Origin of the sequence: Streptomyces katrae, assembly GCF_002028425.1 — a bacterium.
Classification (GTDB): Bacteria; Actinomycetota; Actinomycetes; order Streptomycetales; family Streptomycetaceae; genus Streptomyces; species Streptomyces katrae_A.
In genome coordinates, this window is record NZ_CP020042.1 from 1,179,261 (window position 1) to 1,201,873 (window position 22,613).

General features: G+C 71.8%; 17 protein-coding genes and 3 pseudogenes. 8 read left to right on the forward strand and 12 right to left on the reverse strand.

Annotation, left to right across the window (positions count from 1 at the left end; all coding sequences use genetic code 11):
* Positions 1-85: 85 nt before the first annotated feature.
* On the forward strand, positions 86-496 hold the full coding sequence (locus tag B4U46_RS05385) for an FKBP-type peptidyl-prolyl cis-trans isomerase (protein ID WP_079424533.1): 411 nt from the start codon (positions 86-88) through the stop codon (positions 494-496).
* A 114-nt stretch (positions 497-610) separates the two neighbouring features.
* Positions 611-2,119, forward strand: coding sequence for a DUF4246 domain-containing protein (locus B4U46_RS05390; RefSeq protein ID WP_079424535.1), 1,509 nt, complete (start codon positions 611-613; stop codon positions 2,117-2,119).
* 28 nt (positions 2,120-2,147) lie between these two features.
* On the opposite strand, the gene B4U46_RS05395 is transcribed toward B4U46_RS05390, so the two are convergent.
* From B4U46_RS05395 to B4U46_RS05430, 8 genes are all read right to left on the reverse strand, one after another.
* The gene (locus tag B4U46_RS05395; protein WP_079424536.1) at positions 2,148-3,767 is read right to left on the reverse strand and encodes a purple acid phosphatase family protein; all 1,620 of its coding nucleotides are present in this window, start codon (positions 3,765-3,767) and stop codon (positions 2,148-2,150) included.
* 287 nt (positions 3,768-4,054) lie between these two features.
* Complete coding sequence (gene xdhC / locus B4U46_RS05400; RefSeq protein WP_079424538.1) at positions 4,055-4,873, reverse strand: xanthine dehydrogenase accessory protein XdhC; 819 nt, start codon at positions 4,871-4,873, stop codon at positions 4,055-4,057.
* Positions 4,866-7,235 (reverse strand): xanthine dehydrogenase molybdopterin binding subunit, encoded by a 2,370-nt coding sequence (gene xdhB / locus B4U46_RS05405; protein ID WP_079424540.1) that lies wholly within the window; start codon positions 7,233-7,235, stop codon positions 4,866-4,868. The genes xdhC and xdhB overlap by 8 nt, the downstream gene beginning before the upstream one ends.
* Positions 7,232-8,737, reverse strand: a complete 1,506-nt coding sequence (locus tag B4U46_RS05410; RefSeq protein WP_079424542.1) for a xanthine dehydrogenase small subunit — start codon at positions 8,735-8,737, stop codon at positions 7,232-7,234. Before B4U46_RS05410 ends, xdhB begins: the two co-directional genes overlap by 4 nt.
* A 381-nt stretch (positions 8,738-9,118) precedes the next feature.
* Positions 9,119-10,720, reverse strand: a complete 1,602-nt coding sequence (locus tag B4U46_RS05415; RefSeq protein WP_079424543.1) for an alpha/beta fold hydrolase — start codon at positions 10,718-10,720, stop codon at positions 9,119-9,121.
* 12 nt (positions 10,721-10,732) lie between these two features.
* Complete coding sequence (locus B4U46_RS05420) at positions 10,733-12,259, reverse strand: alpha/beta fold hydrolase (protein WP_079424545.1); 1,527 nt, start codon at positions 12,257-12,259, stop codon at positions 10,733-10,735.
* A gap of 244 nt (positions 12,260-12,503) precedes the next feature.
* The gene (locus B4U46_RS05425; protein ID WP_079424546.1) at positions 12,504-14,222 is read right to left on the reverse strand and encodes an acyl-CoA dehydrogenase family protein; all 1,719 of its coding nucleotides are present in this window, start codon (positions 14,220-14,222) and stop codon (positions 12,504-12,506) included.
* Between the two features lie 39 nt (positions 14,223-14,261).
* Entirely contained in the window at positions 14,262-14,828 is a 567-nt protein-coding gene (locus tag B4U46_RS05430) for a PadR family transcriptional regulator (protein WP_079424548.1), read from the reverse strand.
* Between the two features lie 135 nt (positions 14,829-14,963).
* Between B4U46_RS05430 and B4U46_RS05435 the strand changes: the two genes are divergently transcribed.
* Positions 14,964-15,464 (forward strand): GNAT family N-acetyltransferase, encoded by a 501-nt coding sequence (locus tag B4U46_RS05435; RefSeq protein WP_079424550.1) that lies wholly within the window; start codon positions 14,964-14,966, stop codon positions 15,462-15,464.
* Between the two features lie 171 nt (positions 15,465-15,635).
* Here B4U46_RS05435 and B4U46_RS39845 read toward each other — a convergent pair.
* Positions 15,636-15,950, reverse strand: a pseudogene (locus B4U46_RS39845) (transposase); the annotation flags it as partial.
* A 535-nt stretch (positions 15,951-16,485) separates the two neighbouring features.
* On the opposite strand from B4U46_RS39845, the pseudogene B4U46_RS05450 reads away from it, so the two are divergent.
* A pseudogene (locus B4U46_RS05450) lies at positions 16,486-16,719 on the forward strand (IS5/IS1182 family transposase); the annotation flags it as partial.
* Positions 16,720-16,737: 18 nt separating this feature from the next.
* Here B4U46_RS05450 and B4U46_RS05455 read toward each other — a convergent pair.
* Positions 16,738-17,292: an RICIN domain-containing protein gene (locus B4U46_RS05455; RefSeq protein ID WP_079424552.1), complete on the reverse strand. Its 555-nt coding sequence runs from the start codon at positions 17,290-17,292 to the stop codon at positions 16,738-16,740.
* 150 nt (positions 17,293-17,442) lie between these two features.
* Here B4U46_RS05455 and B4U46_RS05460 point away from each other — a divergent pair, with 150 nt between their 5' ends.
* Together B4U46_RS05460 and B4U46_RS05465 are read left to right on the forward strand one after the other, a co-directional pair.
* Entirely contained in the window at positions 17,443-18,645 is a 1,203-nt protein-coding gene (locus B4U46_RS05460; RefSeq protein WP_079424554.1) for a sensor histidine kinase, read from the forward strand.
* Positions 18,633-19,283, forward strand: coding sequence for a response regulator transcription factor (locus B4U46_RS05465; RefSeq protein WP_079424555.1), 651 nt, complete (start codon positions 18,633-18,635; stop codon positions 19,281-19,283). The genes B4U46_RS05460 and B4U46_RS05465 overlap by 13 nt, the downstream gene beginning before the upstream one ends.
* A gap of 75 nt (positions 19,284-19,358) precedes the next feature.
* On the opposite strand, the gene B4U46_RS40585 is transcribed toward B4U46_RS05465, so the two are convergent.
* Positions 19,359-19,880, reverse strand: a complete 522-nt coding sequence (locus B4U46_RS40585; protein WP_420543172.1) for an IS5 family transposase — start codon at positions 19,878-19,880, stop codon at positions 19,359-19,361.
* 16 nt (positions 19,881-19,896) lie between these two features.
* A pseudogene (locus tag B4U46_RS40590) lies at positions 19,897-20,241 on the reverse strand (transposase); the annotation flags it as partial.
* Between the two features lie 148 nt (positions 20,242-20,389).
* Here B4U46_RS40590 and B4U46_RS05475 point away from each other — a divergent pair.
* Together B4U46_RS05475 and B4U46_RS05480 are read left to right on the forward strand one after the other, a co-directional pair.
* Positions 20,390-21,106: a TetR/AcrR family transcriptional regulator gene (locus B4U46_RS05475; RefSeq protein ID WP_079424557.1), complete on the forward strand. Its 717-nt coding sequence runs from the start codon at positions 20,390-20,392 to the stop codon at positions 21,104-21,106.
* 43 nt (positions 21,107-21,149) lie between these two features.
* Positions 21,150-22,310 carry an MAB_1171c family putative transporter gene (locus B4U46_RS05480; RefSeq protein WP_079424559.1) on the forward strand — a complete coding sequence of 387 codons (1,161 nt, stop codon included), beginning with the start codon at positions 21,150-21,152 and terminating at the stop codon, positions 22,308-22,310.
* The last annotated feature ends 303 nt before the right edge of the window (positions 22,311-22,613 follow it).

The window sequence follows — 22,613 nt, forward strand, 5'->3', positions numbered from 1 at the left end:
GCGTGGCTGCCGGCCGCGCACGGCTTCCATGGTCCGGCACGCCCGTGCGGTGGGTTTCGACGGAGAGTGATGAGGCGATGAGGCTGTGACGAGTGAAGAACGGACGAAGCCCGTGGTCGAGGTTCCGAAGGGGGACGCTCCCGCCGAGCTGACCGTGCGGGACCTGGTCGTCGGGGAGGGGGCCGAGGTCAAGCCGGGCATGGTGGTCAAGGTCCACTACGTCGGGGTGACCTTCGAGTCCGGGAAGGAGTTCGACGCCTCCTGGGACCAGGGGCAGCCGTTCAAGTTCGCCCTGGGCAGTGGCAAGGTCATCAAGGGCTGGGACCGGGGGGTGCGGGGCATGAGGGTCGGCGGCCGGCGCGAGATCGTCGTTCCCCCGCGTCTCGGCTACGGGAACCAGTCGCCCTCACCCTTGATCCCGGCGGGCTCGACCCTGGTCTTCGTGGTGGACCTGCTCGACTCGTATTCCCGGACGTCCGGGTGGAGCAACGGCTAGCCCCCGGCCGCCGGTTCCCTCCCCCTCTCCCGGCAGAGATCGTGGTGCCGGTCGGTGTCAGTGCACTGAAGTATCCTTCCCGGCACCGCACACCGACTCGGAGGATCAAGAGAATTGTCCGGCCTGTCCGCCTTTCCGTTGCCCTTTCAAGCATCGCGTGCCGTAGCGTTCGCGGCACCCCGGACGCTGCGGGAGCTGGAGATGATGCAGTGCAGCACGCACATCCGGGCGAAGGCCGGGTGGTTCGACAAGATGAAGGACGCCGACGTCGTCGCCCGGTGGACGCGGGAAGCCCGCGAGCAGGGTCTCACCGAGGCTCAGGTGCGTTACGTCCTCGACGAACTCGCCCACTACGCCGCCCTGCGGGACGGGCGGACCGGCATCGAGGTGTCCGGTGTCGACGGGGTGTGGCAGTCGGACGCGCTGGTCGACGAGGAGCTCGCGGCTCGGCTGCGCGAGGCGGTGCGGGTGCTGGAAGAGGTTCCCGCGGCGGAGCTGGACTGGCATCCGGGATCCGGTGGTCAGGTACTGGACCTGGTACATCCCTCGCTGTTCTGCCTGGTGCGGGACGTGAGCCCAGCGCCCGAGGAGGCGTGGCGGAATCCGACGGACCGTTATTCGAAGCACGAGTTCTCGGAGAAGTTCCAGTGGCTGCCCACGGACGTGGAGGTCGCTGAGGACGGCGGGGTCTGCTTCCGTTCGTACGTCAACAACGTCCACCCGGAGGACCACCGCGAGCTGGCCTCCGTTCTGCCGGACCTGTTCGCGCGCATGCGTCCGCTCCTGGAGAACGTGCTCACCGATCTGCGCCATCCGCGGCCCCTGCGCATCAAGGCCGATCCCTACGGGTGGTACGAGTCGGAGCCGCAGTACCCGAACAGGGCCGACTACGGTGACGACGCCGCCTTCGCGGAGGCCCGCCAGGAGTGGGGGGAGGCCCACGACGAGTGGTGGCAGACCCGTCGGCCGGTCGTCCCGGACGCGCCGGAGTTCACCGCGCCCGAGGTGCCCGACGCGACCGCCCGGGTCGACCTGCGCGGCCGGGGCCTCCAGGTCATCGTGAAGCTGGCCACCATCCACCTCACCCCGGAGAAGCCCGAGTACGCCGGCGGTTCCTGGCACGTCGAGGGGATGCTGAACGAGCGGATCGTCTCGACCGGCATCTACTACTGGGACAGCGAGAACGTCACCGAGAGCCGGCTGAGCTTCCGCACCGCGCTCGACGACCCGGACTACGAGCAGAACGACGACGACGGCCTGCGCGAGGTCTACGGCCTGGAGAACGAGGACGAACTCAACCAGATACTGGGTTCGGCGGCGACTCCGGCGGGCCGCTGCCTGGCCTTCCCGAACGTCCTGCAGCACCGCGTCGGCGGGTTCCGCCTCGCGGACCCCACCCGCCCGGGGCACCGGAAGATCCTCGCCTTCTTCCTCGTCGATCCGTCCGAGAGGATCGTCTCGACGGCCGATGTGCCGCCGCAGCAGCCGTGGGCCGAGACCTCGACCATGACCCTGGAAGAGGCGAAGGGCTACCGCGAACAGCTCATGCACGAACGCAAGTTCTTCGTCGCCGAACACAACGAGCAGCTGTACGAGCGGGAGTTCTCCCTCTGCGAGCACTGAGCCCCGTCGGTCCCGGCCCCCGGAGCGGTCAGTGGCGGGCGTCCGCCCGGGGGCGTTCCAGGGTGAAGGCGTCCACCGGGGTCAGCTCTCCGTAGGGGCCGTCGAAGGTGTAGTACGTGACGTTCATCCGGGTGCGGCCGGAGCCCCTGGTGCCCGGGTCGACGTCGAAGGCTGCGAAGCCGTGGGGGTGGACGCGGTCCTGCACGGCGCGCCAGGGGGCGTCCTCGGTGAGGTAGACCGGCGTGCGGTGGCGGCCCTGGGGTTCCTTGCTCACGTCGACGACGACGCGCCCCTTGGGCTCCTCGAACAGGTCGTCCTGGGTGGTGGCGAAGTTGCCCCCGCCACCGATGATCATGTGGACGGTCCCCTTCCCGGTGTCGGCGACGTCGGTGCGGGTGGAGACCGGGACCGGGGTGCGGGTGTCGTTGGGCAGGGTGCCGCGGACCGGGAGCGACCGCTCGTAGTAGTGCTCGTGGCCGCAGAGCACCAGGTCGACCCCGTACGCGTCGAAGAGCGGGCCCCATTCCTGACGGACTCCGAGGTCGCTGCCGCCGCTGCGGTGGCTGGAGATCATGGGGTGGTGCATGAAGACGACGATCCAGTCGATGCCGGTGTCGGCCCGCGCCGCCTTCAGTTCCCGCTCCAGCCAGCGGCGCTGTGCGCCGCCGGAGTAGCCGCGCAGATAGATGTCCCCGGTATCGACGATCGCCACGTCGTCGTTGGCCAGGCTGATGAAGCGGACCCCGCCGACGGTGAAGGCGTACCACAGGCCGCGGGTCTGGGCGTCGGTGGCGGTGGCCGCGTCCGGCAGGGTGAAGTAGGTCTGGTAGCCCGTCAGTCCCAGGGGGCCGTTGCCCTTCTCGGTCTCGCCGTTGCCGACGCAGGGCATCCAGGGACGCAGCCGCGCCGAACGGCTGTTGCCGATGAACCAGTCGGCCCAGGTCGCGACGCGGTCCTCACCGATGGCACCGGCCACGCCCGCGTAGCAGAGGTCGCCGTTGACCAGGTTGAACAGCGGGGCGACCCGTTCCACCGCGGCCACGATGTCGGCGGAGGCCTCGGTGCCGCCCTGGGTGCTGGTGTGGAGCCGGAAATGGCCGAGCGGCGGCGGTGCGTCGGGCGTGGGCCACGTGAGGGAGCGGCGCAGATTGGGCGTGCCCTGGTCGCCGAAGCTGGTGAAGGTGAACGCGGAGCGGCCGCGCGGGGCGGTAGTGAACGACCCGGTCTCCTGCGCGGCGCCGTCGTGCCCGGCCGAGTACAGGTAGGTGGTGTCGGGCCGCAGTCCCGTGATGCGGGCGTGGTGGACGTACACCTCCCGCCGGGACAGGTCGTCACGGTAGGTCCGGGTCTCGGCGTCGACCGCGTGCCCCGAGCCGCCGCCGTCCGGTGAACCGAGGTGGACCCGCGGCCGCCGGACGGACTGGGGACTGATCCAGGAGACGGTCATCTCGGTGGCCGGGTCGGCGCCGAACTGCAGGTGCAGCCCCGCCACTCCGGGCACCCCGATCCGGCTGGGCGTGCGCTGCAGCAGGGGCGACACCGCGTCCGCCGGCCTCTCGGCGGCCCGTGCGCTTCCCGTGCTCCCGACGGCGGCGGCAGCCGCACCAGCGGTCGAGCCGGTCAGTAACGTCCTGCGCGGAATCGGCATGGGGCACCTTTCTCGAAGCGAGTCGTCGCTCGCGTGAACCCTGGGGGCGGTCGACCGCAATGATGCCTGCGGGAAGCTCTCGTGGACGAGGATTTTCCGTCGGCGGGGCCTGCGGCCAGCCGGCGGCCCGGGCGGGTGCGGTCTCCTGGCGCCGCGACGGCCATGCCGTCGCACTGCTGAGGCTGGAGGCGCCCGTGGCCGGGACGGGCCCGGCACCGCGCGTGGGGCTGAGGGTGCGTGGTGCGGCGCGGGGCCCGGCCGGGCGGGGGGCTGCGGCCGGGCGGGGGTCAGGTGCGGTCGCGTTCGAAGGTGCGCAGCAGGTCCGCCGCGACGCCCACCGCGATCGCGGCCGGTTCCTTGCCGGTGATCTCCGTCAGGCCGATCGGGGTCTTGATCCGGTCGATCGTCGTGTCGTCGTGGCCGCCCTCGGTGGACAGGCGGTGGCGGAAGCGGGCCCATTTGGCGGCCGAGCCGATCAGGCCGATCGTGCCCAGCCCCGGGGTGCGCAGGGCGGCGTCGCACAGGGCGGCGTCCTCGGCGTGGTCGTGGGTCATGATCAGGACGTGGGTGCCGGGGGCCAGTTCGGTGAGGACCTCCTCCGGGAGCAGGGGGGTGTGGTGGACGTGGACCTGCGCCACGGCGTCCGCGAGCACGGCGAGCCGGTCGTCGGCGAGCTGGCCGGGGCGGGTGTCGATCAGGTGGAGATCGAGGTCGAAGCGGGCCAGGATGCGGGCCAGTTCGAGGCCGACGTGTCCGACGCCGAAGACCGCCACTGCCGGGACCACCGGCAGGGGTTCGAGCAGGACGCTGACGGCTCCGCCGCAGCACTGCACGCCGTGCCGGCCGGTGGCCTTGTCGTTGAGGGCGAATTCCATCAGTTCCGGTTCCGCGTCGGGCCTGGCGAGCACCTCGCGGGCCCGGTCGATGGCGACGGCCTCGATGTTGCCGCCGCCGACCGAGCCCCAGGTCTCGGTCCGTCCGACGACGAGTTTGGCGCCGGCCTTGCGGGGTGCGTGGCCGCGCACGGCCGCGACGGTCACGAGCGCGCCGGGTTCCCGGCGCGCCCGCAACCGCGCGACCGCGGCCACCCAGGTCAGTTCAGGCATGGCTCAGGGCGCTCGCGCCGCCGGTGCGGGCCGTGGCGGCGGCACGGGCCGCTTCCAGGGCCCAGTACACCGCCTCCGGCGTCGCGGGGGAGGCGAGTTCCACGCTGACCCCGGCGGGCCCGAAGGCCGCGGCGGCCTGCCGCAGCGCCTCGCGCACCGAGAACGCCAGCATCAGCGGGGGTTCGCCGACCGCCTTCGAGCCGTAGACCGCCCCTTCCTCGGTGGCGTTCTGCAGCAGCGTGACGTTGAACTCCTCGGGCATCTCCGAGAAGCTGGGCAGCTTGTAGGTGCTGGCGGCCTGGGTCAGCAGACGGCCGCGGTTCGGGCCGTCGCCGGTGTCCCAGCGCATGTCCTCCAGGGTCAGCCAGCCCGCGCCCTGGACGAAGCCGCCCTCGACCTGGCCGATGTCGATCATCGGGGACAGGCTGTCGCCGACGTCGTGCACGATGTCCACGCGACGGATGCGGTACGCGCCGGTGAATCCGTCCACCTCCACCTCGGTGGCGGCGGCGCCGTGGGCGAAGTACTTGAACGGCGAGCCCTTGAAGGCCTTCGCGTCCCAGTGCAGTCCCTCGGTGCGGTAGAAGCCGGCCGCCGAGAGCTGGACGCGCTGGAGGTAGGCGGTGCGCACGAGGTCGTCCCAGGCCAGTTCGCGGTCGCTGCCCAGGGCGCGGGCGACGCCCTCGACGATGCGCACGTCGGAGGCGTTGGCGCCCAGCTGGGTTCCGGCCACCTCCAGCAGCCGTCCGCGCAGCTGCTCGCAGGCGTTCTTCACGGCCGCGCCGTTGAGGTCCGCCCCGGCGCTGGCGGCGGTGGCGGAGGTGTTGGGCACCTTGTCGGTGCGGGTCGGTGCCAGCCGCACCTTGTGCAGGGGGACGCCCAGGGTGGTGGCGGCGACCTGGATCATCTTGGTGTGCAGGCCCTGGCCCATCTCGGTGCCGCCGTGGTTGATCAGGACCGAGCCGTCCTTGTAGATCAGCACCAGTGCGCCGCCCTGGTTGAAGGCGGTGAGGTTGAAGGAGATGCCGAACTTGATGCCGGTGAGGGCGATGGCCCGCTTGGTGTGCGGGTGCGCGGCGTTGAAGGCAGCGATCTCACGCCGCCGGTCGGCCAGTCCGCCGCTCTCCTTGACCTGCTCCCAGACGGCGGAGATCCGCCCGGGCTGGGTGACCGGCTGCCCGTACGGGGTGTGCTGGCCCTCGCGGTAGAAGTTGCGTTCCCGCAGTTCCGTCGGGTCGAGGCCGAGCAGCGGCGCGCAGCGGCCCATGATGTCCTCGATCACGAGCATGCCCTGGGGGCCGCCGAAGCCGCGGAAGGCGGTGTTGGAGACCTTGTGGGTCTTGGCGATGCGCCCGGCGACGCGCGCGTGGGGGATCCAGTAGGTGTTGTCGATGTGGCAGAGGGCGCGGGCCACCACCGGCTCGGACAGGTCCAGGCTCCAGCCGCCGTCCGCGGTCAGGGTGGCGTCCAGGGCCTGGATGCGGCCGTCGGCGTCGAAGCCGATCTTCCAGGCGGCGTGGAAGCCGTGCCGCTTGCCCGACATGGTCAGGTCCTGGGTCCGGTTGAGACGTACCCGGACGGGCCGGCCGGTGAGCTTGGCGCCGAGGGCGGCGACGGCCGCGAATCCGTGCGGCTGCATCTCCTTGCCGCCGAAGCCGCCGCCCATACGCAGGCACTGCACGGTCACCTCGTGGCTGTGCAGGCCGAGGACGTGGGCGACGATCTCCTGGGTCTCCGAGGGGTGCTGGGTGCTGCTCTGGACGAAGACCTGCCCGGCCTCGTCGATGTGGGCCAGCGCCGCATGGGTCTCGAGGTAGAAGTGTTCCTGTTCGGAGAACTGGAACTCGCCGGTGAACACGTGGACGGAGTCGGCGAATCCGGCGTCGACGTCGCCGGCCAGCATCACGGGCCGGGCGCCGTGGAAGCTCCCGGCGGCGATCGCCTCCGACAGCGTGACGACCGACGGCTGTTCGTCGAGTTCCACCTCGACGGCCGCCGCACCGAGCCGGGCGGCCTCCAGGGTTTCGCCGAGCACCCAGGCGACGGCGTGGCCGTGGAACATGACCGTGTCGGGGAAGAGCGGTTCGTCGTGCTTCATGCCGGCGTCGTTGACGCCGGGCACGTCGGCGGCGGTCAGCACGCGGACCACGCCGGGCACGGCGAGCGCGGCTGCGGTGCGCAGGGCGGTGATCCTGCCGTGGGCCTTCATCACCTGGACCGGGTGGGCGTGCAGGACGTCCTTGGTGCGGTGGATCAGGTCGTCGGTGTAGAGCGCGGCGCCGGTGACGTGCAGGTTGGCGCTCTCGTGCGGGAGGGGAAGTCCGACGGCGGGCTTCTCGGGGCGCTGGGACAACTGGCTCACGAAGACACCGCCTCGGTGGTCTGGGCGTACAGCTTGAGAAGGCTCTGGCCGAGCATCGCGGAGCGGTACCCGGCGCTGGCGCGGTGGTCGTCCATGGGGGTTCCCTGGGTCTTGAGCACCTCGGCGGCGGCCTGGGCGGTCTCGGCCGTCCAGGCCCTGCCCTCCAGGGCGGCCTCGGCGGCGAGGGCGCGGATCGGGGTGGCGGCCACGCCGCCCAGGCCGATGCGCGCCTTGCGGACGGTCCCGTCCTGGATGTCGAGGGCGAAGGCGACGGCGACGCTGGAGATGTCGTCGAACCGCCGCTTGGCGATCTTGTGGAAGGCCGTGACGGGCGACAGCGGCAGGGGGACGCGTACGGCGCGGATCAGCTCGCCGGGGCGGCGCACGCTCTGCCGGTAGCCGGTGAAGTAGTCGCAGAGGGGGACTTCGCGTTCGCCGTCGGCGCCGGCGAGCACCACCGACGCCTCCAGGGCGAGCAGGACCGGCGGGCTGTCGCCGATGGGCGAGCCGGTGCCGAGGTTGCCGCCGAGGGTGGCGCTGTTGCGGATGAGGCGGGAGGCGAACTGGGGGAACAGCTCGGCCAGGAGGGGTACGGCGCCGTCGAGGCGGCGTTCGATCTCGGTGAGGGTCTGCGCGGCGCCGATCTCGATGTGGCCGGATCCGATGTGCAGGGAGCGCAGTTCGGGCAGCCGGTCGACGGCGATGACGCAAGGGGCCCGGCGGGAGCGGATGTTGACCTCGACGCCCCAGTCGGTGCTGCCGGCGACGACGACGGCGTCGGGCCGCTCGCGCAGCAGCTCCAGCGCCTCGGCCAGGCTGCCCGGCCGCAGGAAGCTGCTGTCGTCGCGGGTGTAGGCGGTGGCGGCCGGTTCGGGCGGGGACTGTTCGCGGCGCCGGGCGAGCGGGTCGTCCCCGGCGGGCGCGCCGACGGCGAACGCGGCGTCGCGGATCGGGCGGTATCCGGTGCAGCGGCACAGGTTCCCGCTCAGCGCGTGCAGGTCGAAGCCGTTCGGGCCGTGCTCGGGGTCGCCGTGCCCGGCGTCGCCGTGCCCGGGGCGGCCTTCCTCGGCGGGGGTGGGGTGGGCGCAGCGGCCGGGGCGGTAGTACTCGGCGGCCATGCTGCACACGAACCCCGGGGTGCAGTAGCCGCATTGGGAGCCGCCGCGGACCGCCATCTCCTCCTGTACGGGGTGCAGGGTGGGCGGGGTGCCGGGCTCGCCCGGGGTGGCCAGGCCCTCGGAGGTGATCACCTCCTGGCCGTCGAGCGCCGCGGCCGGGACCAGGCAGGCGTTGACGGCCACCCAGTCGGTGGGCCTGTCCACACCGGGCCGGGCCACCAGGACCGAACAGGCTCCGCATTCGCCCTCGGCGCAGCCCTCCTTGGTGCCGGTCAGCCCGCGCTCACGCAGGAAGTCCAGCACCGTGGTGTGGGGGGCGGCCGGTGCGAGGGGGGTTTCCTGCCCGTTGACCGTGATAAAGGGTGTGGGTGTACTGGTCGCCATATTTCAGGAGCTTTCTCTTTCGGTGGCGCAGCTCGAAGAGCCCGGAGCTCGATGAGTCCGGGGAGCGCACGTCGGCACGCGTCGGCGTACCGCAGGCGGTGTGTGGGGAGAAGCGGGGCCGGGGCCGCGGGCGGGCGCACCGGGAGGGAGGGGCCGTTCAGCAGCCGTGGGCTACACGGCCGGGGGCCCAGGCGACCTCGTGGGCGGGGCGCAGCGGCGCGGAGACGGTCGGCATCCGACGTCGCCTCCTTCCCTGAGCTCACGAGTCGTTGCGCCCGAAGCTACGTCGCCGCAGGTTGATCGGTCAAGCATGGGTTCCGGCATGTGGCCCGTTGTCACTCCGGACGGCTCCGGACGGCCGCCGGTGGGCCGGCTGTCCCGTCAGGGGCCCGTCTCGAACGCCGGGGGCTTGAGGCCCTTGAGGCATTGCGTGTCCGGGGTCGTCGGGGTGTCGAAGAAGGAGACCGCGATGGTCTGGGCGCACTTCGAGGTCGCGAAGACCACGTGGGGCTCGTAGGGGACGGTGACGACGGTGGCCCGGGACAGGGTGCGGGCGACGTACGGGCCGTTGGCCGCTCCGGTCTGGGAGTCGAAGCCGCCCGAGAGGGCCAGCGTGGGGATGTCGCTCTTGGTGACGTCCCGGATCGAGCGCGGTGCGGCGGGGACGTTCCAGGTGTCGCAGTCCTGGTGGAGGTAGGCCAGCTGCGGTGCCTGGGACTGGACCGCGCGCGGGAAGGACGGGAAGGCCTCCTCGCCGCCGCGCAGGGCCGCGTCCCGGGCCGCGTACGGGGTCCACTCGCTGCAGAACACGCCGTAGACCAGCCCGTGGGAGAGCCGGCCGACGGCCTGGGGCGAGTACTTGCCGACCGACCACTGCTCGGCGATGCGCTGGGGCTTGCCGTGGTCCAGTTCGTCGAGGGCGCGCGGCACCTGGGCCGCGACGTGGGTGGCGGAGGTCAGCCAGTTCACCAGGGCCGCGCCGTCGAGGAGCACCTTCACCTGCTTGTGGGTGTCGGGCAGGGTGACGGTGGTGGTGACCGGCTTGGCCTGGAGTTCGCGCACGAGGCGTTCGAAGGTGGCCGACAGGTTCGGGTAGCGGTCGTTGCAGGCGGGCTGCTCGGCGCAGGCCTTGAACAGGCCGTCGAAGCCCTGCTTGGCGGCGCTCCAGGTCAGGGCCTCACCGGCCGTGGAGGGCGGCAGGATGCCGTCGATGCCGACCGACCGGATCCCTTGCGGGTGCAGGCGCATGGTGACGAGCGCCAGCTGGGTGCCGTAGGAGATGCCGTACAGGTTCCACTGCGCCACGCCCAGCGCGCCGCGCAGGTCCGCGAGGTCGGCGGAGCTCTCGGTGTCGTTGTAGGCGCCGAGGTCGGCCCCGAGGCCGACGAGCCGGTCGCGGCAGGCCTTCGTGGCCTGGAGGTGCAGGCGTTCGGAGTCGGGCGAGGCGTAGGCGAGGCCGGTCGCGCGGGCGTTGAACTCGTCGATGTCCGGGCAGGTGAGGGCCGGGTCGGCCGAGTACGTGCCGCGCTGGGACATGAAGATCACGTCGCGGTCGCGGTTGAGGCCGCCGTCGACGGCCATCTTCGCCTCGCCGACGGCGTCGTCCCCGGGTCCTCCGGCGAGCCAGACGATCGGGTCGGGCCGTGGCGTCGCGGCGAGCGCCGGCACGATCGCCACCCCGAGCGTGATCTTGCGGCCGTCCGGTCTGGTCCGGTTCTCGGGGACGGTGAGCGTTCCGCAGCGGGCGCCGTCGAGCTCGGCGACCGGCTCGGGCGTCCTGGGGCAGGCGCCCGGTGTGTAGCGGGCGTCGCCGGCCGTCCCGGCGACGGTGCCGAGGGGCGCCGGGGGCGGGGTGGCGGCGCCGTACGCCTGGACGGGCGCGCCGAACAGGCCGGTGAGGAGCAGGCCGGCCGCCAGGCCGGCGGAGGAGGCGTGCAGCCGTCGCACGGTGCGGCGGGGGCGGGACGCGTCGGTGCGGGGCATCGGTCCTCCCGGTCACTTCGGGGTGATGGTGAACGGCGCCGGCTCCAGGCCGGCCACGCAGCCGGTGTCGGGGGCGGCCGGGCGGGCGAGGAAGGAGGCGAGCACCTTGGCCGCGCAGGGCGACTGCGGGACCACCCAGTGCGTGATGCCGGGGATCTTCACGGAGGTCGAGCGGGACAGCGTGCGGGAGGCGTCCTTCGCGAAGCCTGCGCCGGTCTTCTGGTCGAAGGTCCCGGAGAGGAGGAGCGTGGGTACGGAGCTGACGGCGGCCACCCGCTGCTGGGCGGCCCGGTCGGGAACGTTCCAGGTCCGGCACACGTCGAGCTGGAAGGGGAGCTGCGGTGTCTGGGCCAGGACGGTGTCCGGCCACCCGGGGAAGGCCTTGCGGCCCGCGTCCAGCACCGCGGATTCGGTGACCCCCGGCGTCCACTCGGCGCAGGCCACCGACTCCGTCAGCCCGTGCGCGGTCATGCCGGTCGCCTGGACGGAGTCGACCGCCCGGGCCCGGGCGAAGCGCTCCGGGTTCCCGTGGGCCAGTTCGTCGATCGCCGCCGGGAGGTCGGCCGGCTTGATGGTGTTGGCGACGAGCACGCCGAGCACGGCTCCCCCGTCGAGGACCACCTTCACCGGGGCCCCGCCCTTCGGCGGGGCGGCGGTCAGCGTCAGCGGCTTCGCCTCCAGCCGCTTCACCTGCTCGTCCAGCGTCTTGCGCAGGTCCGGGTAGCGGCTCTTGCAGGCCGGCTGGGCCGCGCACGCGTCGAGGATGGCGCCGATGCCCTCCTGTGCGCTGGGCCAGCCCCAGGGCAGGACCACGCTCTGCGGGGGCGTGACCGAGTCGATCGCCACCGCGCGGATCCCCTCGGGGTGGGTGCGCAGATAGGTGAGGGCCAGGTTGGTCCCGTAGGAGTATCCGTAGACGTTCCACTGCGCGATGCCGAGCGCCGTGCGCAGGTCGACGAAGTCCGCCGCGTTATCCACGGTGTTGTAGGCCCCGAGGTCGGTCCCGTCGGCCGTCAGACGGTCCCGGCACTGCTTGAAGGCGTCCAGCATCTGCGACTTGGCCTGCGCCGAGTCGTAACCGAGGCCCACGTAGCGCGCGTTGAAGCGGTCGACCTCCGGGCAGGCCAGGTTGGGCCGGTCGTAGCGGTTCCCCCGCTGCGCCATGATGATCAGGTCGTGGTCCCGGTTCACGCCGGCCGCGGTCAGGAACGGGATGTCGTCGAAGGTCTCGCCTCCGGGGCCGCCCGCCATGAACACCACGGGCTCCGCGGCGGGCTTGGCCGAGACGGCCGGGATGACCGCCGTGGCCAGCTTGATGGTCCGGCCGCCGGGACGGGCCCGGTTCTCGGGGACCTCCAGGAATCCGCAGCGCGCCTTGGCCAGCTCGGGGACCGGCTCGGCCGTCTTCGGGCAGGGGCCGGGCACGAACCGCGCGGGTGCCGCCGGGGTGGGGGCGGCGGCGGCCGGCGCCGCCGTGACGGCGGCCAGGCAGACCAGGGCGGCCGCTGCGGCCGCCGTGTTGCGGGTGTGCTTCGCCATGGGATCCCGTTCCTCTGCCGGCGCGCACGGCTGCCGTTGCCGGACAGCGCCCCGGCGGTTGGGCGGAACGTACCCTTCCGACGCTACCGGGTCCCCCGGACGGCCGCATGCCGGACGGCCGGTGGCCGGGAACCCGCCCCGGACGCCCGGCGCCACCCACGACCGGCCCGGCAAGCCGGCCGCCTGACCGCCCGCCGGCCGGGCCGGGGACCGCGCCCCGGGCCCCGCCGGCGGACCGGCCCCGTTACGGTGCCATCTCGTAGGCCCCGGAAAGGGCCTCGACGCGCTCCCAGACCCGCGCCGCGCGGGCCTCGTCGACGACCGGGCGGCGCACCGCGCCGAGCGCCCACTCCTGCTGCGCCACGGTCGCGGAGTCCTTGCCGTGCAGTTCGACGGCGTGGCCGGAGAAGTCGCGGACGAGGACGGAGAACAGCTCGTCGAGGACGTCGCGGTCCAGGTCCGTGAGGCGGGCCTGTTCCAGGATCAGCTGGCCGTGCACCACCAGGGCGAAGAGCTGGCCGACGGAGAGCAGGAAGTCGAGGTCGCGGCTCTGCACCTCGTCGGGGGCGATGGTGGCGACGAACGCGCACAGGGCGTCGGCCTGCTCGCGGAAGCGGGCGACGTTCGGCACGCCTGCGTACGCGTCGAAGGCGGGCCGCCAGTCGTGGAAGCGTACGGAGCCCAGGCCGCGGGCCGGGCCCTGCCGGAACAGGAAGTCGTCGTCGGCAGCGTCCAGGCGGGTCGGCACGGCCGGGTACTCGACCGGCTCCAGCAGGTGGTTGCGCATGAACTTGAGGATCAGCGCGAGGTTGACGTGGACGGTGCCCTCGAGCTTGGGCAGGCCGCGGATCTCGACGGCGGCGTTGGCGAAGTAGGTGTCCTTCTCGAAGCCCTTGGCGGCGATGACGTCCCACATCAGGTCGATGACCTTCTCGCCCTCGGTGGTCACCTTCATCTTCGTCATCGGGTTGAAGAGGAGGTAGCGGCGGTCCTCGGGCCCGGCGGAGCGGAAGTAGTCCACGGCGCGGTCGCTGAACAGCTTCATGCCGACCAGGCGCACGTAGGCGTCGGCCAGCTCGCGGCGCACGTGCGGGAAGGCGGTGACCGGGCGGCCGTAGAGGACCCGGTTCTGCGCGTGGGTGACGGCCTCGTACATCGCGTGCTCGCAGATGCCGATGGAGGCGGTGCAGAGGTTGAACTTGCCGACGTTGACGGTGTTGAGGGCGGCGTCGAAGGCGGCGCGGCCGGTGTGCAGCACGTCCTCGGCGGCCACCGGGTAGCGCTCCAGCCGGAACTCGCTGACGTACTTGGAGGAGTGGACCACGTTCTGGACGAGGCCGTAGGCGGGGTGGCGGCTGTCGGCGGCGAAGAAGACGTAGCCGTCCGGGCCCTCGACGTCGGTGCGGCGGCCGAAGACGGAGACCAGGCCTGCGGCGTTGCCGTTGCCGATGTAGTACTTGGAGCCGGTCGCCAGGAAGCCGCCGTCGCCGTCGGGCTCCAGGAGCATGTCGGTGGAGTAGATGTCGGCGCCGTGGGTGCGCTCGGACAGGCCGAAGGCGAACACCTCGCCCTGGGAGAGGAGTTCGGCGGCGCGGGCGCGGGCGGCGGCGTTCTCGCTCTGCCAGACCGGGCCCAGGCCGAGGATGGTCACCTGCCAGGCGTACCAGTAGTCGAGGCCGTAGAAGCCGAGGATCTCGTTGAGTGCGGCGATGCGGGCGGTGTCCCAGCGCTGGTCCTCCCGGCCGGCGGCGGAGGCCGGGGTGAGGAAGGTGGCGAACAGGTCTTCCTTGGCGGCGAAGGCGAGGAAGTCCGCGAGCCAGGCGCGGGTGCGGTAGTCCTCCAGCAGCTTGCGCTTGCCGCGCTCCTCGAACCAGTCCACGGTGGCGCGCAGCAGGCGGCGGGTCTCGGGGTCGAAGTGCGCGGGGTCGTAGGTGCGCGGGTTGAACAGGAGGGAGTCGGCCATGAGGGGTCGCCTTCCGGGGAGTAGTGACGGGTCTTGCGGTCAGGCGGGCGGTGTCGCCGCCCCGATGCGGTGGAGGGTGGCCAGGACGTCGTCCAGCCAGGCGATGGTCATCCGCTCGTACGCGATGCCGCCGCGCAGCACGACGTGCTGGAGCTCCTGCCCGGCGTCGAGCGGGGCGGGGGCGCCGGGGCCGGTGAAGTCGCGCCGCTCGCCCGCGAGGTAGTGCGCGAGGCGGTCGCCGTGGGCGCTGCGGTGGCGTTCGACCTCGCGGATGAGGGCGGCGGGGTCGTCGAAGGCCGCGCCGCGGATCTTGACGGCCAGCTCGTGGCGCATGCTCTCGGGCTCGATCGGCTCGTGCAGCCACCGGGAGAGGGCGGCGCGGCCGGGCGCGGCGACGGCGTACTCCTTCTTGTCCGGCCGCCCCTGCTGGGGCACTTCGCGGACGGTGAGCAGGCCGTCGGCGGCCATGCGCCCCAGGACGCGGTAGATCTGCTGGTGGGTGGCGGTCCAGAAGTAGCCGATGGACCGGTCGAACCGGCGGGCCAGTTCGTATCCGGAGCCCGGCATCTCCAGGAGGGAGACGAGGATCGCGTGGTCGAGCGCCATGCCCCGATCCTTCTATGCAACTCGTTGCATAGACAAGTGCCGCCGCCCGGGTGAGACACGGCTCACCCGCTTCCCGCGCGGGCGGACCGTCAAACCGTTTGCCGCCCCGGCTGCGGCCGGTTAGCGTCGCCGCCCATGACCCCTGTCCTGCGCACCGAGCGCCTGCTGCTGAGCCCCTACGTCCCCGCGGACGAGGAGGATTTCGTGACCCTCTTCCAGGACGTGCGGGTGTCCCGGTGGATGGGCGACGGCCCCGCCACCGAGGAGGAGGACCGGGCCCTGTTCGGCCGGATCTTCACCAAGGTCTACGCCGGGAACCTGTTCGACGTCTGGGCCGTCCGCCTCGACGGCGAGCTGATCGGGCACGCCGAGATCAAACGGACGGACGCGGTCGCCGGCCACGAGATCATCTACGCCCTGGCGCCCGCGGCCTGGGGTGCGGGGCTGGGGACCGAGCTGGCGCGGGCCCTGGTGGAGTACGGCTTCGCCGCCCTCGGACTGGCCGAGGTGCACGCCACCGTGGCCGCGGAGAACGGCGCCTCGCTGGCCTTGCTGGAGCGGATCGGGTTCGAGCACGTCCGGGACGTCACCGAGGACGACGGCAGCACCACCCGCGTACTGACCCGGGCCGCCTAGTACTCCAGCAGCGGATCGTGTCCTGAGCTGGTTCTTCTCAGGTAGTGACTGCGCTGGGCGGTGGCCTGGCGGCGTCGGCGCCAGTGGGACCAGTTCAGTGCGTGATCTCGTGGACGAGGTCGGCTTGTTCGGTGGTGGGGCAGGAGATGTTCCAGGAGCCGTCGGATCTCTGCCACGGAGGATGAACCCCGTGTCGTCGACGATCAGGACACCACCAGGACCGAGTTTGCCTGCGACGTAGTCACGGACATCGTCACGGAGTGCGTCCGCGTCCCAGACACTCGAGTTGAGCAGTCTTTGGAATCCGTCCGGGGTGCGGTGATCTGCGTACTCGGCCAGCTGCCAGCCGTTCTTCCGGGCCACTGGAGCCAGCAGCCCCCGCAGGTAGTCCCGCATCCGCCACCGCAGATCCGCCCGTCCGAACCGGCCCGCCACCCGCGCGAACACCGACTCCAACTCCGCAGCCCACCCCTGGGCCCCAGCCATCCCCACCATGCCCTGCCAACGACAACCACCAGCTCACGAAACGATCCGCTGCTGGAGTACTAGCCCCGGCCCGGCCCGGGGCACCCCTGGACGGGGGTGCGGTTCGCGGCGTGCCTGGGGTTCGCGAGAGGCCCTGGACGTGGTCCTGGTCCGCCCCGAGCTGGTGGCGGAGATCAGCGCCGACCGGGTGATGACCGGGGCGGCGTTTTCCGCCACCCGCTGAGCCTCCGCCGGTTGGGCTTGGACGTGACAGCGGAGGACGTTCCCCGGTTCGGTGAAGGGCCGACTGCGGCGGCCAGCTGAGCCTGCCGATCGGGGCGGCCACCGCGGCCGGCTCGCGCCGGGCGAGAAGCCGAACCGCAAGCGGATGACGACCGTGGCCTGCGTCTTCGACACCCGGCCCGCCCCCAGACGCCCTTGCTCCGCGACGACCAGGTCCCTCGATCCCGACCTCCGCGCTACCCATGGCCAATTAGGAGACCGGGATGGGGAATTACACGACGCTCAAACCGCCCAACCTGGGGAAAAACTTGATCGCCGGCACTCCTACCTGCGCAGACGCCGGATCGAATGCACCATCCCGGAGAAGGCCGACCAGGTCCGCACCCGCAAGAAGCTCGGCTCGCGCGGTGGTCGACCACCAGCCTTCGACGTGGAGTGCGGGAGCAATCGGCTGAAACGGCATCGCGCGGTGGCCACGAGGTACGACAAGTTGGCCGTGCGCTACGAGGCGACAGTGCTGATCGCCGCCATCAACGAGTGGCTTTGACCAGCACTGTCGCACTCCCTAGAAGCCGATCCTGGAGAAGTCGTAGTACCTGTCGAAGCGCGGCACCCAGATGCTGGGCCAGGGCGTACCGCTGACGCCGCAGTCGCCGAGCACGACGGGCGAGCGGCGGCCGGTGTCGTGCAGGCAGAGTCCGGTGCCGACCTCCTGGATCTCCCAGTGGTCGCCCTTCTCGCCACCCTGGAAGATCCACGTGAAGGTACCGCAGCCCCAGCCGTCCGCCTGGATCATGGAGACGCCCTTGTAGGCGTAGCCGCCCTGCGGGCCGACGCAGCGCGCGCCGCCGAAGGTGCCGATCGCGAAGTTGCCGTTGCCCAGGCTGTGGAAGGTGAAGCGCTGGTTCAAGTGCCCGTTGCAGTCGTACCTCTGGATGATGGCACCGGGACTGGTGGTATCGCCGCGGATGTCGAGGCACCCCCAGCTGTAACCGGCCCTTACCTCGTAGATGGGCGCGTTGTACGGGGTGGTGCTGTAGCGGATCGTCGGGTTCTCCGCGGCCTGCGCGGACGACGGCAGCAGCATGACGAACATCGCCGTGAAGACTGCAACGGCCACACTGCCGAACCGGCGAAATCTTTGCGCCACGTTCCCTCCTGACTGGAAACAACTGACTGAGGACGAGCTTGACGCCGAAGAAGCTAGCGAGATCCACTGGGCCTCCGATACCCACCCTTTCAGGGGGGTGTGTTCACGGCGGAGGCTGTGGTGCGGGAAGGCTCGGGGCTGCAGCGTGCCCAGCGGTTCATGATGCTGGCGACCGGCCTGTACCGGGCCAGCCACCTGGTGGCGGGCTTCGTGGCCGTGCTGCGCAAGGCGCCGGGCGAGGTCCTCCCCTGGGTGCTGTTCGGCGGGGTTCTCGCCTCCAGTGTGTGGCTGTACGGGAACGCCTACGCACGGGGCTGGTTCGACCGGCGCTGGGTATGGGCCGATGTGCTGGTGACCGGGTGCGCGGTGCCGCTGCTGGTGGGCCTGGCGAGCGGCGGGGTGGCGGGCGGCGGCTGGGTGCCCGGGGGAGCCGGAGTGGCCGTGTACGGCTGGCTGTTCCTGCTGGGCGGGTCGGTGAGCGCGGCGGCGGGTGTCGGACTGGCACCGAGGCGGGCCGTGGTGGCCGTTCTGCTCCTGCTCGGCACCACGCTGGCCGCGTACCTGTGGGTGATCGGTCCGGAGGCGGCTCCCGGATCCGCCCTCGTCGGGCACATGAACTCGGTGGTCTCCTCGGCCGTGATGGCCAAGGTCTTCTGGTGGTACCTGCGCCGGCAGGGCACCCAGCTGGACGAGGCCAACGAACGGGCGCTGACCGCCGAGGCCGCGCGGGCCCGTGAGGCCGAGCGGATCGCGCACCACCGAGCCCTGCACGACACCGTGCTGGCCACGCTGACCACCATTGCCGTAGGCCGGGTGGACGCCAACGCGCCCGGGGTACGGGAGCGGTGCGCCCGCGAGGCGGCGTACCTGCGGCGGCTGATCCAGCGTGGTGACGACCCGGAGGATGCGGGTGCGCAGGCCCCGGAGGTGGCGGTCGGGGCTGTGCTGGAGGAGGCGGTGCACTCGGCCGAGTGCCTGGGCCTGAAGGTCACCGCCCAGTACCACGAACTGCCGTCGGTGCCCCGACCCGTGGCCATCGCCCTCGCGGCCGCCGTGTCCGAGGCGCTGAACAACGTACGGTGCCACGCCGGGACCGGACAGGCCTTCCTGACGGTCGTCGGGGCGGCCGGGGGCGTGTTCGTCAGGGTGGTGGACCGGGGCGTCGGCTTCGACCCGACGGCCCCCGGGAGCGGGAGCGGAACCGGGACGGGGAGCGGGCTGCGGCGCTCCATCCACGCCCGGCTGGCCGAGATAGGCGGGCGGTCCGAGGTCGACAGCGCCCCGGGAGAGGGGACCAGCGTGGAGCTGCGGTGGCCGGCGTGATTACCGTGGCCGTGGTCGACGACGACCGGATGCTGCGCGAGGGGCTGCGCTCCTGGCTGGCCGAGGTGGAGCGATTACGGCTGCTGGCCTCGGTGGAGACGGTGGACGCGCTGCTCGCGGTGGGCGGCCGGCCCCCCGACGTGGTGCTGCTTGACCTGGTGCTGCGCGACGGTTCCATCCCAGAGGACAACGTCCGGCGGGTGTGCGCGGCGGGCAGCCGGGTCGTGGTCATCAGTACGGTTGCGGACCGGGCCCGGATCGTCGGGACGGTGGCGGCGGGAGCGGACGGCTACCTCACCAAGGACCACTCGCTGGAGACGCTGGTGGGGGCCGTGGAGACAGTGGCCGCAGGCGGTACGGCGCACTCCCCCGAGCTGGCCTTCGCCTGGGCGTACGACTCCGGCCCGGCCCGGCCGCGGCTGGCGCCGCGGGAGCTCCAGGTTCTGCTCGACTACGCCTCCGGGCTCACCCTGAAGGCCACCGCACGGCGGGCGGGTGTCAGTCCGAACACCGCCAAGTACTACCTGGACCGGGTCAAGGAGAAGTACCAGCGGGCGGGCCGTCCGACGTACACGAAGATCGACATGGCGCTGCGGGTGAGGGAGGACGGGCTCGATCCGCACACCGTGGACCCTTGATCAGACGAAGGCCGCCCCCGCGTCCGCAACCAAAGTCACCGGTATTGGGGTTAGGGTCTGTTGCGACAGTGCTGGTCAAAGCCACTCGTTGATGGCGGCGATCAGCACTGTCGCCTCGTAGCGCACGGCCAACTTGTCGTACCTCGTGGCCACCGCGCGATGCCGTTTCAGCCGATTGCTCCCGCACTCCACGGCGTGGCGCTCCTTGTAGTCCTCCTTGTCGAAGGCTGGTGGTCGACCACCGCGCGAGCCGAGCTTCTTGCGGTTGCGGACCTGGTCGGCCTTCTCCGGGATGGTGCATTCGATCCGGCGTCTGCGCAGGTAGGAGCGGTTCACGCGAGATCCGTAGGCTTTCGGCACGGGCCTTGTCGGGTGTGGTGCGTGGCCGTCCGGGGCCGGTTCGGGGGCGCGGATGCGTTCGAGGACGGGCTGGAACTGCGGGCTGTCGTGCCGGTGCCCGGCGGTGATCAGCAACGAAAGGGGCTTCTGCCCCTGCTCGGTCGCGAGGTGGATCTTCGTAGTCAGGCCGCCGCGGGAGCGTCCGAGGCCGTGGTCGTCCGGCTCGGCGTCGATCCCGACGGGAGGCTCGCGCTGCAGATCCCCTTTTACGCGCGCCGGCGGCGTGCTGGTGGGCGCGGCAGACGGTCGAGTCCACGCTCACGTCCCAGGTGATCAGTCCCTGTGCGTCGGCCTGGACCTGCAGTTGCTCCAGGATCCGCTTCCAGGTTCCGTCGCGCTGCCACCGGCGAAACAGGTCGTAGACCCGGCCCCACGGGCCGTATCGCTCGGGGCTGACCTTCCACGGAGTGCCCGCGCGGGTCCGCCACCGTATCCCGTCGATCAGCTGCCGACGTGTCCACGTCCGCGGCCTGCAAGCCTTCTGCCCGGTCGGCAGCAACGGCTCCAGCCGAGCCCACTGCCGGTCCGTCAGATCCCCTCGCACCCACGCCGTGATCATTGCAATTCAAAATCCACTTTCGCAACAGACCCTAGGGCGCAGGGCCGGGCAGAAGCACCAAAGCGCCGTGGCCGGATCCCGGCGGTCCGCCGGAACCGCTCCCCGGGCTGCGGCCACGGCCGTTCGGGGCGGCGGGTACGGTTCCGGCATGGACGTTTCAGCAATCCGTTCGAACGACGCCGACCCGACTCCGGCGGAGACGATCAAGGAGACCGCCCGCCGGCAGCTGGTGGAACTGGGGGCCGCGGGGCTGTCTCTGGAGGGCGTGGCCCGTGCGGCCGGGCTCGGCCTCGCCGACGTCGAGGCCGTCTTCCCGCACCGGGACGACCTGCTGACCGCGCTCGTCATCGGCGCCTACGACGCCTCCGGCGCCGCGATGGAGGCGGCCGACACCGCCGGCGCCCCGGCGGGGGCGCGGCTGCTCGCCGTGACGCGTGCGCTGCGGCAGTGGTCCTTCGCGAACCCCGGCGAGTTCACGCTGATCTACGGTTCGCCGGTGCCGGGCTACCACGCCCCGCAGGACACCGTCCCGGCCGCCGCGCGGACCCCCGCCGTGCTCGCCGGGATCGTCCGGGCCGCCCTGGAGGGCGGTGAACTGACCCCGCCGCGGCGCGCGGTGCCCGGTCCGCCGCTGCTGCTGCCGGCCGCCGTCGAGGCCTTCGGCGGTGTGCCCGAGGCTCCGTTCTCGGACATCATCGAGCGCGGCATCGTGCTGTGGAGCAACCTCATCGGGCTCCTGGTGTTCCAGGTCTTCAGCCGCACCCACGACAGCGTCAAGGACGAGGCCGCGTACTTCGACTACGCCATCGCCGTGGCGGCCGAGAGCATCGGGCTCGAGGTTCCGCTCGGCGGACACACCGACTGACCCCCACTGCCGCCCCCCGCGGCACCCTGCAGGAAACCAGGCCTTGAACACCATCAGAACCCTCTGCTTCGTCATCGCGGCGCTCTCCTCGTACGCCGCGCTCATCTACCGCCTGTGCCAGGCTCGGCGCAGCCGGCACGACAGTGCCTACTGGACGCTGATCACCACTCTGGTCCTCCAGTGCCTCACCTTCACCATGGGCGCCATCGCCATGGGCGGCCCGCGCTTCCTGGGGGTCGGCAACCTCGCCATCCTGCTCATGCACCTGTCGGCGGTGGCCTACTGCGTCGCCGCGGAGATCATCCTGCTGCGGTGGGCGGCGTCCGACGAGGAGGCGCGGCGCAAGACGCGCTGGTGGCTGATCACCGGAACCGCGCTGGACGTGGCCCTGGTCGCGCTCTTCCTCCTCGCCGACGGGACCTCCCGGCCGGCGTCGGACTTCGACACGGGCAGCGGCCGGCCGCTGGTCCTCGTCTACCTCCTGGCCTTCATGGCGTCCCAGGCGCTGCCGTGCGTGACCATCTTCCGCCAGTGCGGCTCGTACGCGCGCATGACGGACAACGAGTCGCTGCGGCAGGCCCTGCGGGTGCTGCGGGTGGCCGCCGTGGTGCTGTTCCTGTACTGCTCGTGCCGGACGCTCAACATCCTGACGGCCGCGGCCGGGGTCGACATCGGCGCCTGGAAGCTGGCCTCGAACCTCTTCAGCGCGGCGGGCATCGTCATCCTGTCGCTCGGCCTCACCAACTCCTCGTGGGGTCCGGCGGCATCGAGGCTGCTGGCGTGGGGGCGGAGCTACCGTTCGTACCGGGCGCTGTACCCGCTCTGGCGGGACCTGTACGAGTCCTCCCCGGACATCGCCCTGGAGCCTCCGGGCGCCTCCGTCGCGGACCTGGACTACCGGCTGCACCGCCGGGTCGTCGAGATACGCGACGGGTGGCGGGACCTGCGTCCGTACATCGACCGCACGACCGTGGGCGGTTCGGCCGCGGGCGCGGGCAGGGAGGAGAACGAGGAGTCGCGGCAGGCCTTCACGGAGGCGGCGCGGATCAAGCGGGCCCTGCTGGCCAAGCAGGCCGGGACCATGCCGCACGACAACAAGGACGCCGGGGACTTCGACGACCGGGACACGGACAACTTCACGGCCGAAGTCGCCTGGCTCACCAAAGTCGCGGCCGCCTACAGTAAACTCGGCACCGCGAGTTGAAGCTCCCGCCCGGTTTGTATCCCCCGTCAAACCGGGCGGGCCTCCCCCGTTCACCCGTCCTCCTGTTGCGGGCCGGACGGGTGGCCATCGCCCGGACTGGCCCGGCCCATCCCCCGAGGGCCGGGCCAGTCCGCTTTCACCGCCCGCCAACCCGTCGTCCTTCCCCCGTGACGAGTTAGCTGGCAGCTATCGGCGAGACCCAACGTTGGCGGAGTCCAGGCCAATTGTCAACTGACCGCTATTCTGCGAAACTGGCGTATAGCCAAGGGCTATACCGAGGAGGTGACGGGAGGAAGAATCACC

What these genes read in the sequence shown, in the direction of transcription:
- B4U46_RS05410 (WP_079424542.1), bottom strand. Translation starts at nt 8,737, where the DNA reads ATGGCGACCAGTACACCCACACCCTTTATCACGGTCAACGGGCAGGAA.
- B4U46_RS05415 (WP_079424543.1), bottom strand. Translation starts at nt 10,720, where the DNA reads ATGCCCCGCACCGACGCGTCCCGCCCCCGCCGCACCGTGCGACGGCTG.
- B4U46_RS05435 (WP_079424550.1), top strand. Translation starts at nt 14,964, where the DNA reads ATGACCCCTGTCCTGCGCACCGAGCGCCTGCTGCTGAGCCCCTACGTC.
- B4U46_RS05475 (WP_079424557.1), top strand. Translation starts at nt 20,390, where the DNA reads ATGGACGTTTCAGCAATCCGTTCGAACGACGCCGACCCGACTCCGGCG.
- B4U46_RS05420 (WP_079424545.1), bottom strand. Translation starts at nt 12,259, where the DNA reads ATGGCGAAGCACACCCGCAACACGGCGGCCGCAGCGGCCGCCCTGGTC.
- B4U46_RS05425 (WP_079424546.1), bottom strand. Translation starts at nt 14,222, where the DNA reads ATGGCCGACTCCCTCCTGTTCAACCCGCGCACCTACGACCCCGCGCAC.
- B4U46_RS05395 (WP_079424536.1), bottom strand. Translation starts at nt 3,767, where the DNA reads ATGCCGATTCCGCGCAGGACGTTACTGACCGGCTCGACCGCTGGTGCG.
- B4U46_RS05430 (WP_079424548.1), bottom strand. Translation starts at nt 14,828, where the DNA reads ATGGCGCTCGACCACGCGATCCTCGTCTCCCTCCTGGAGATGCCGGGC.
- xdhC (WP_079424538.1), bottom strand. Translation starts at nt 4,873, where the DNA reads ATGCCTGAACTGACCTGGGTGGCCGCGGTCGCGCGGTTGCGGGCGCGC.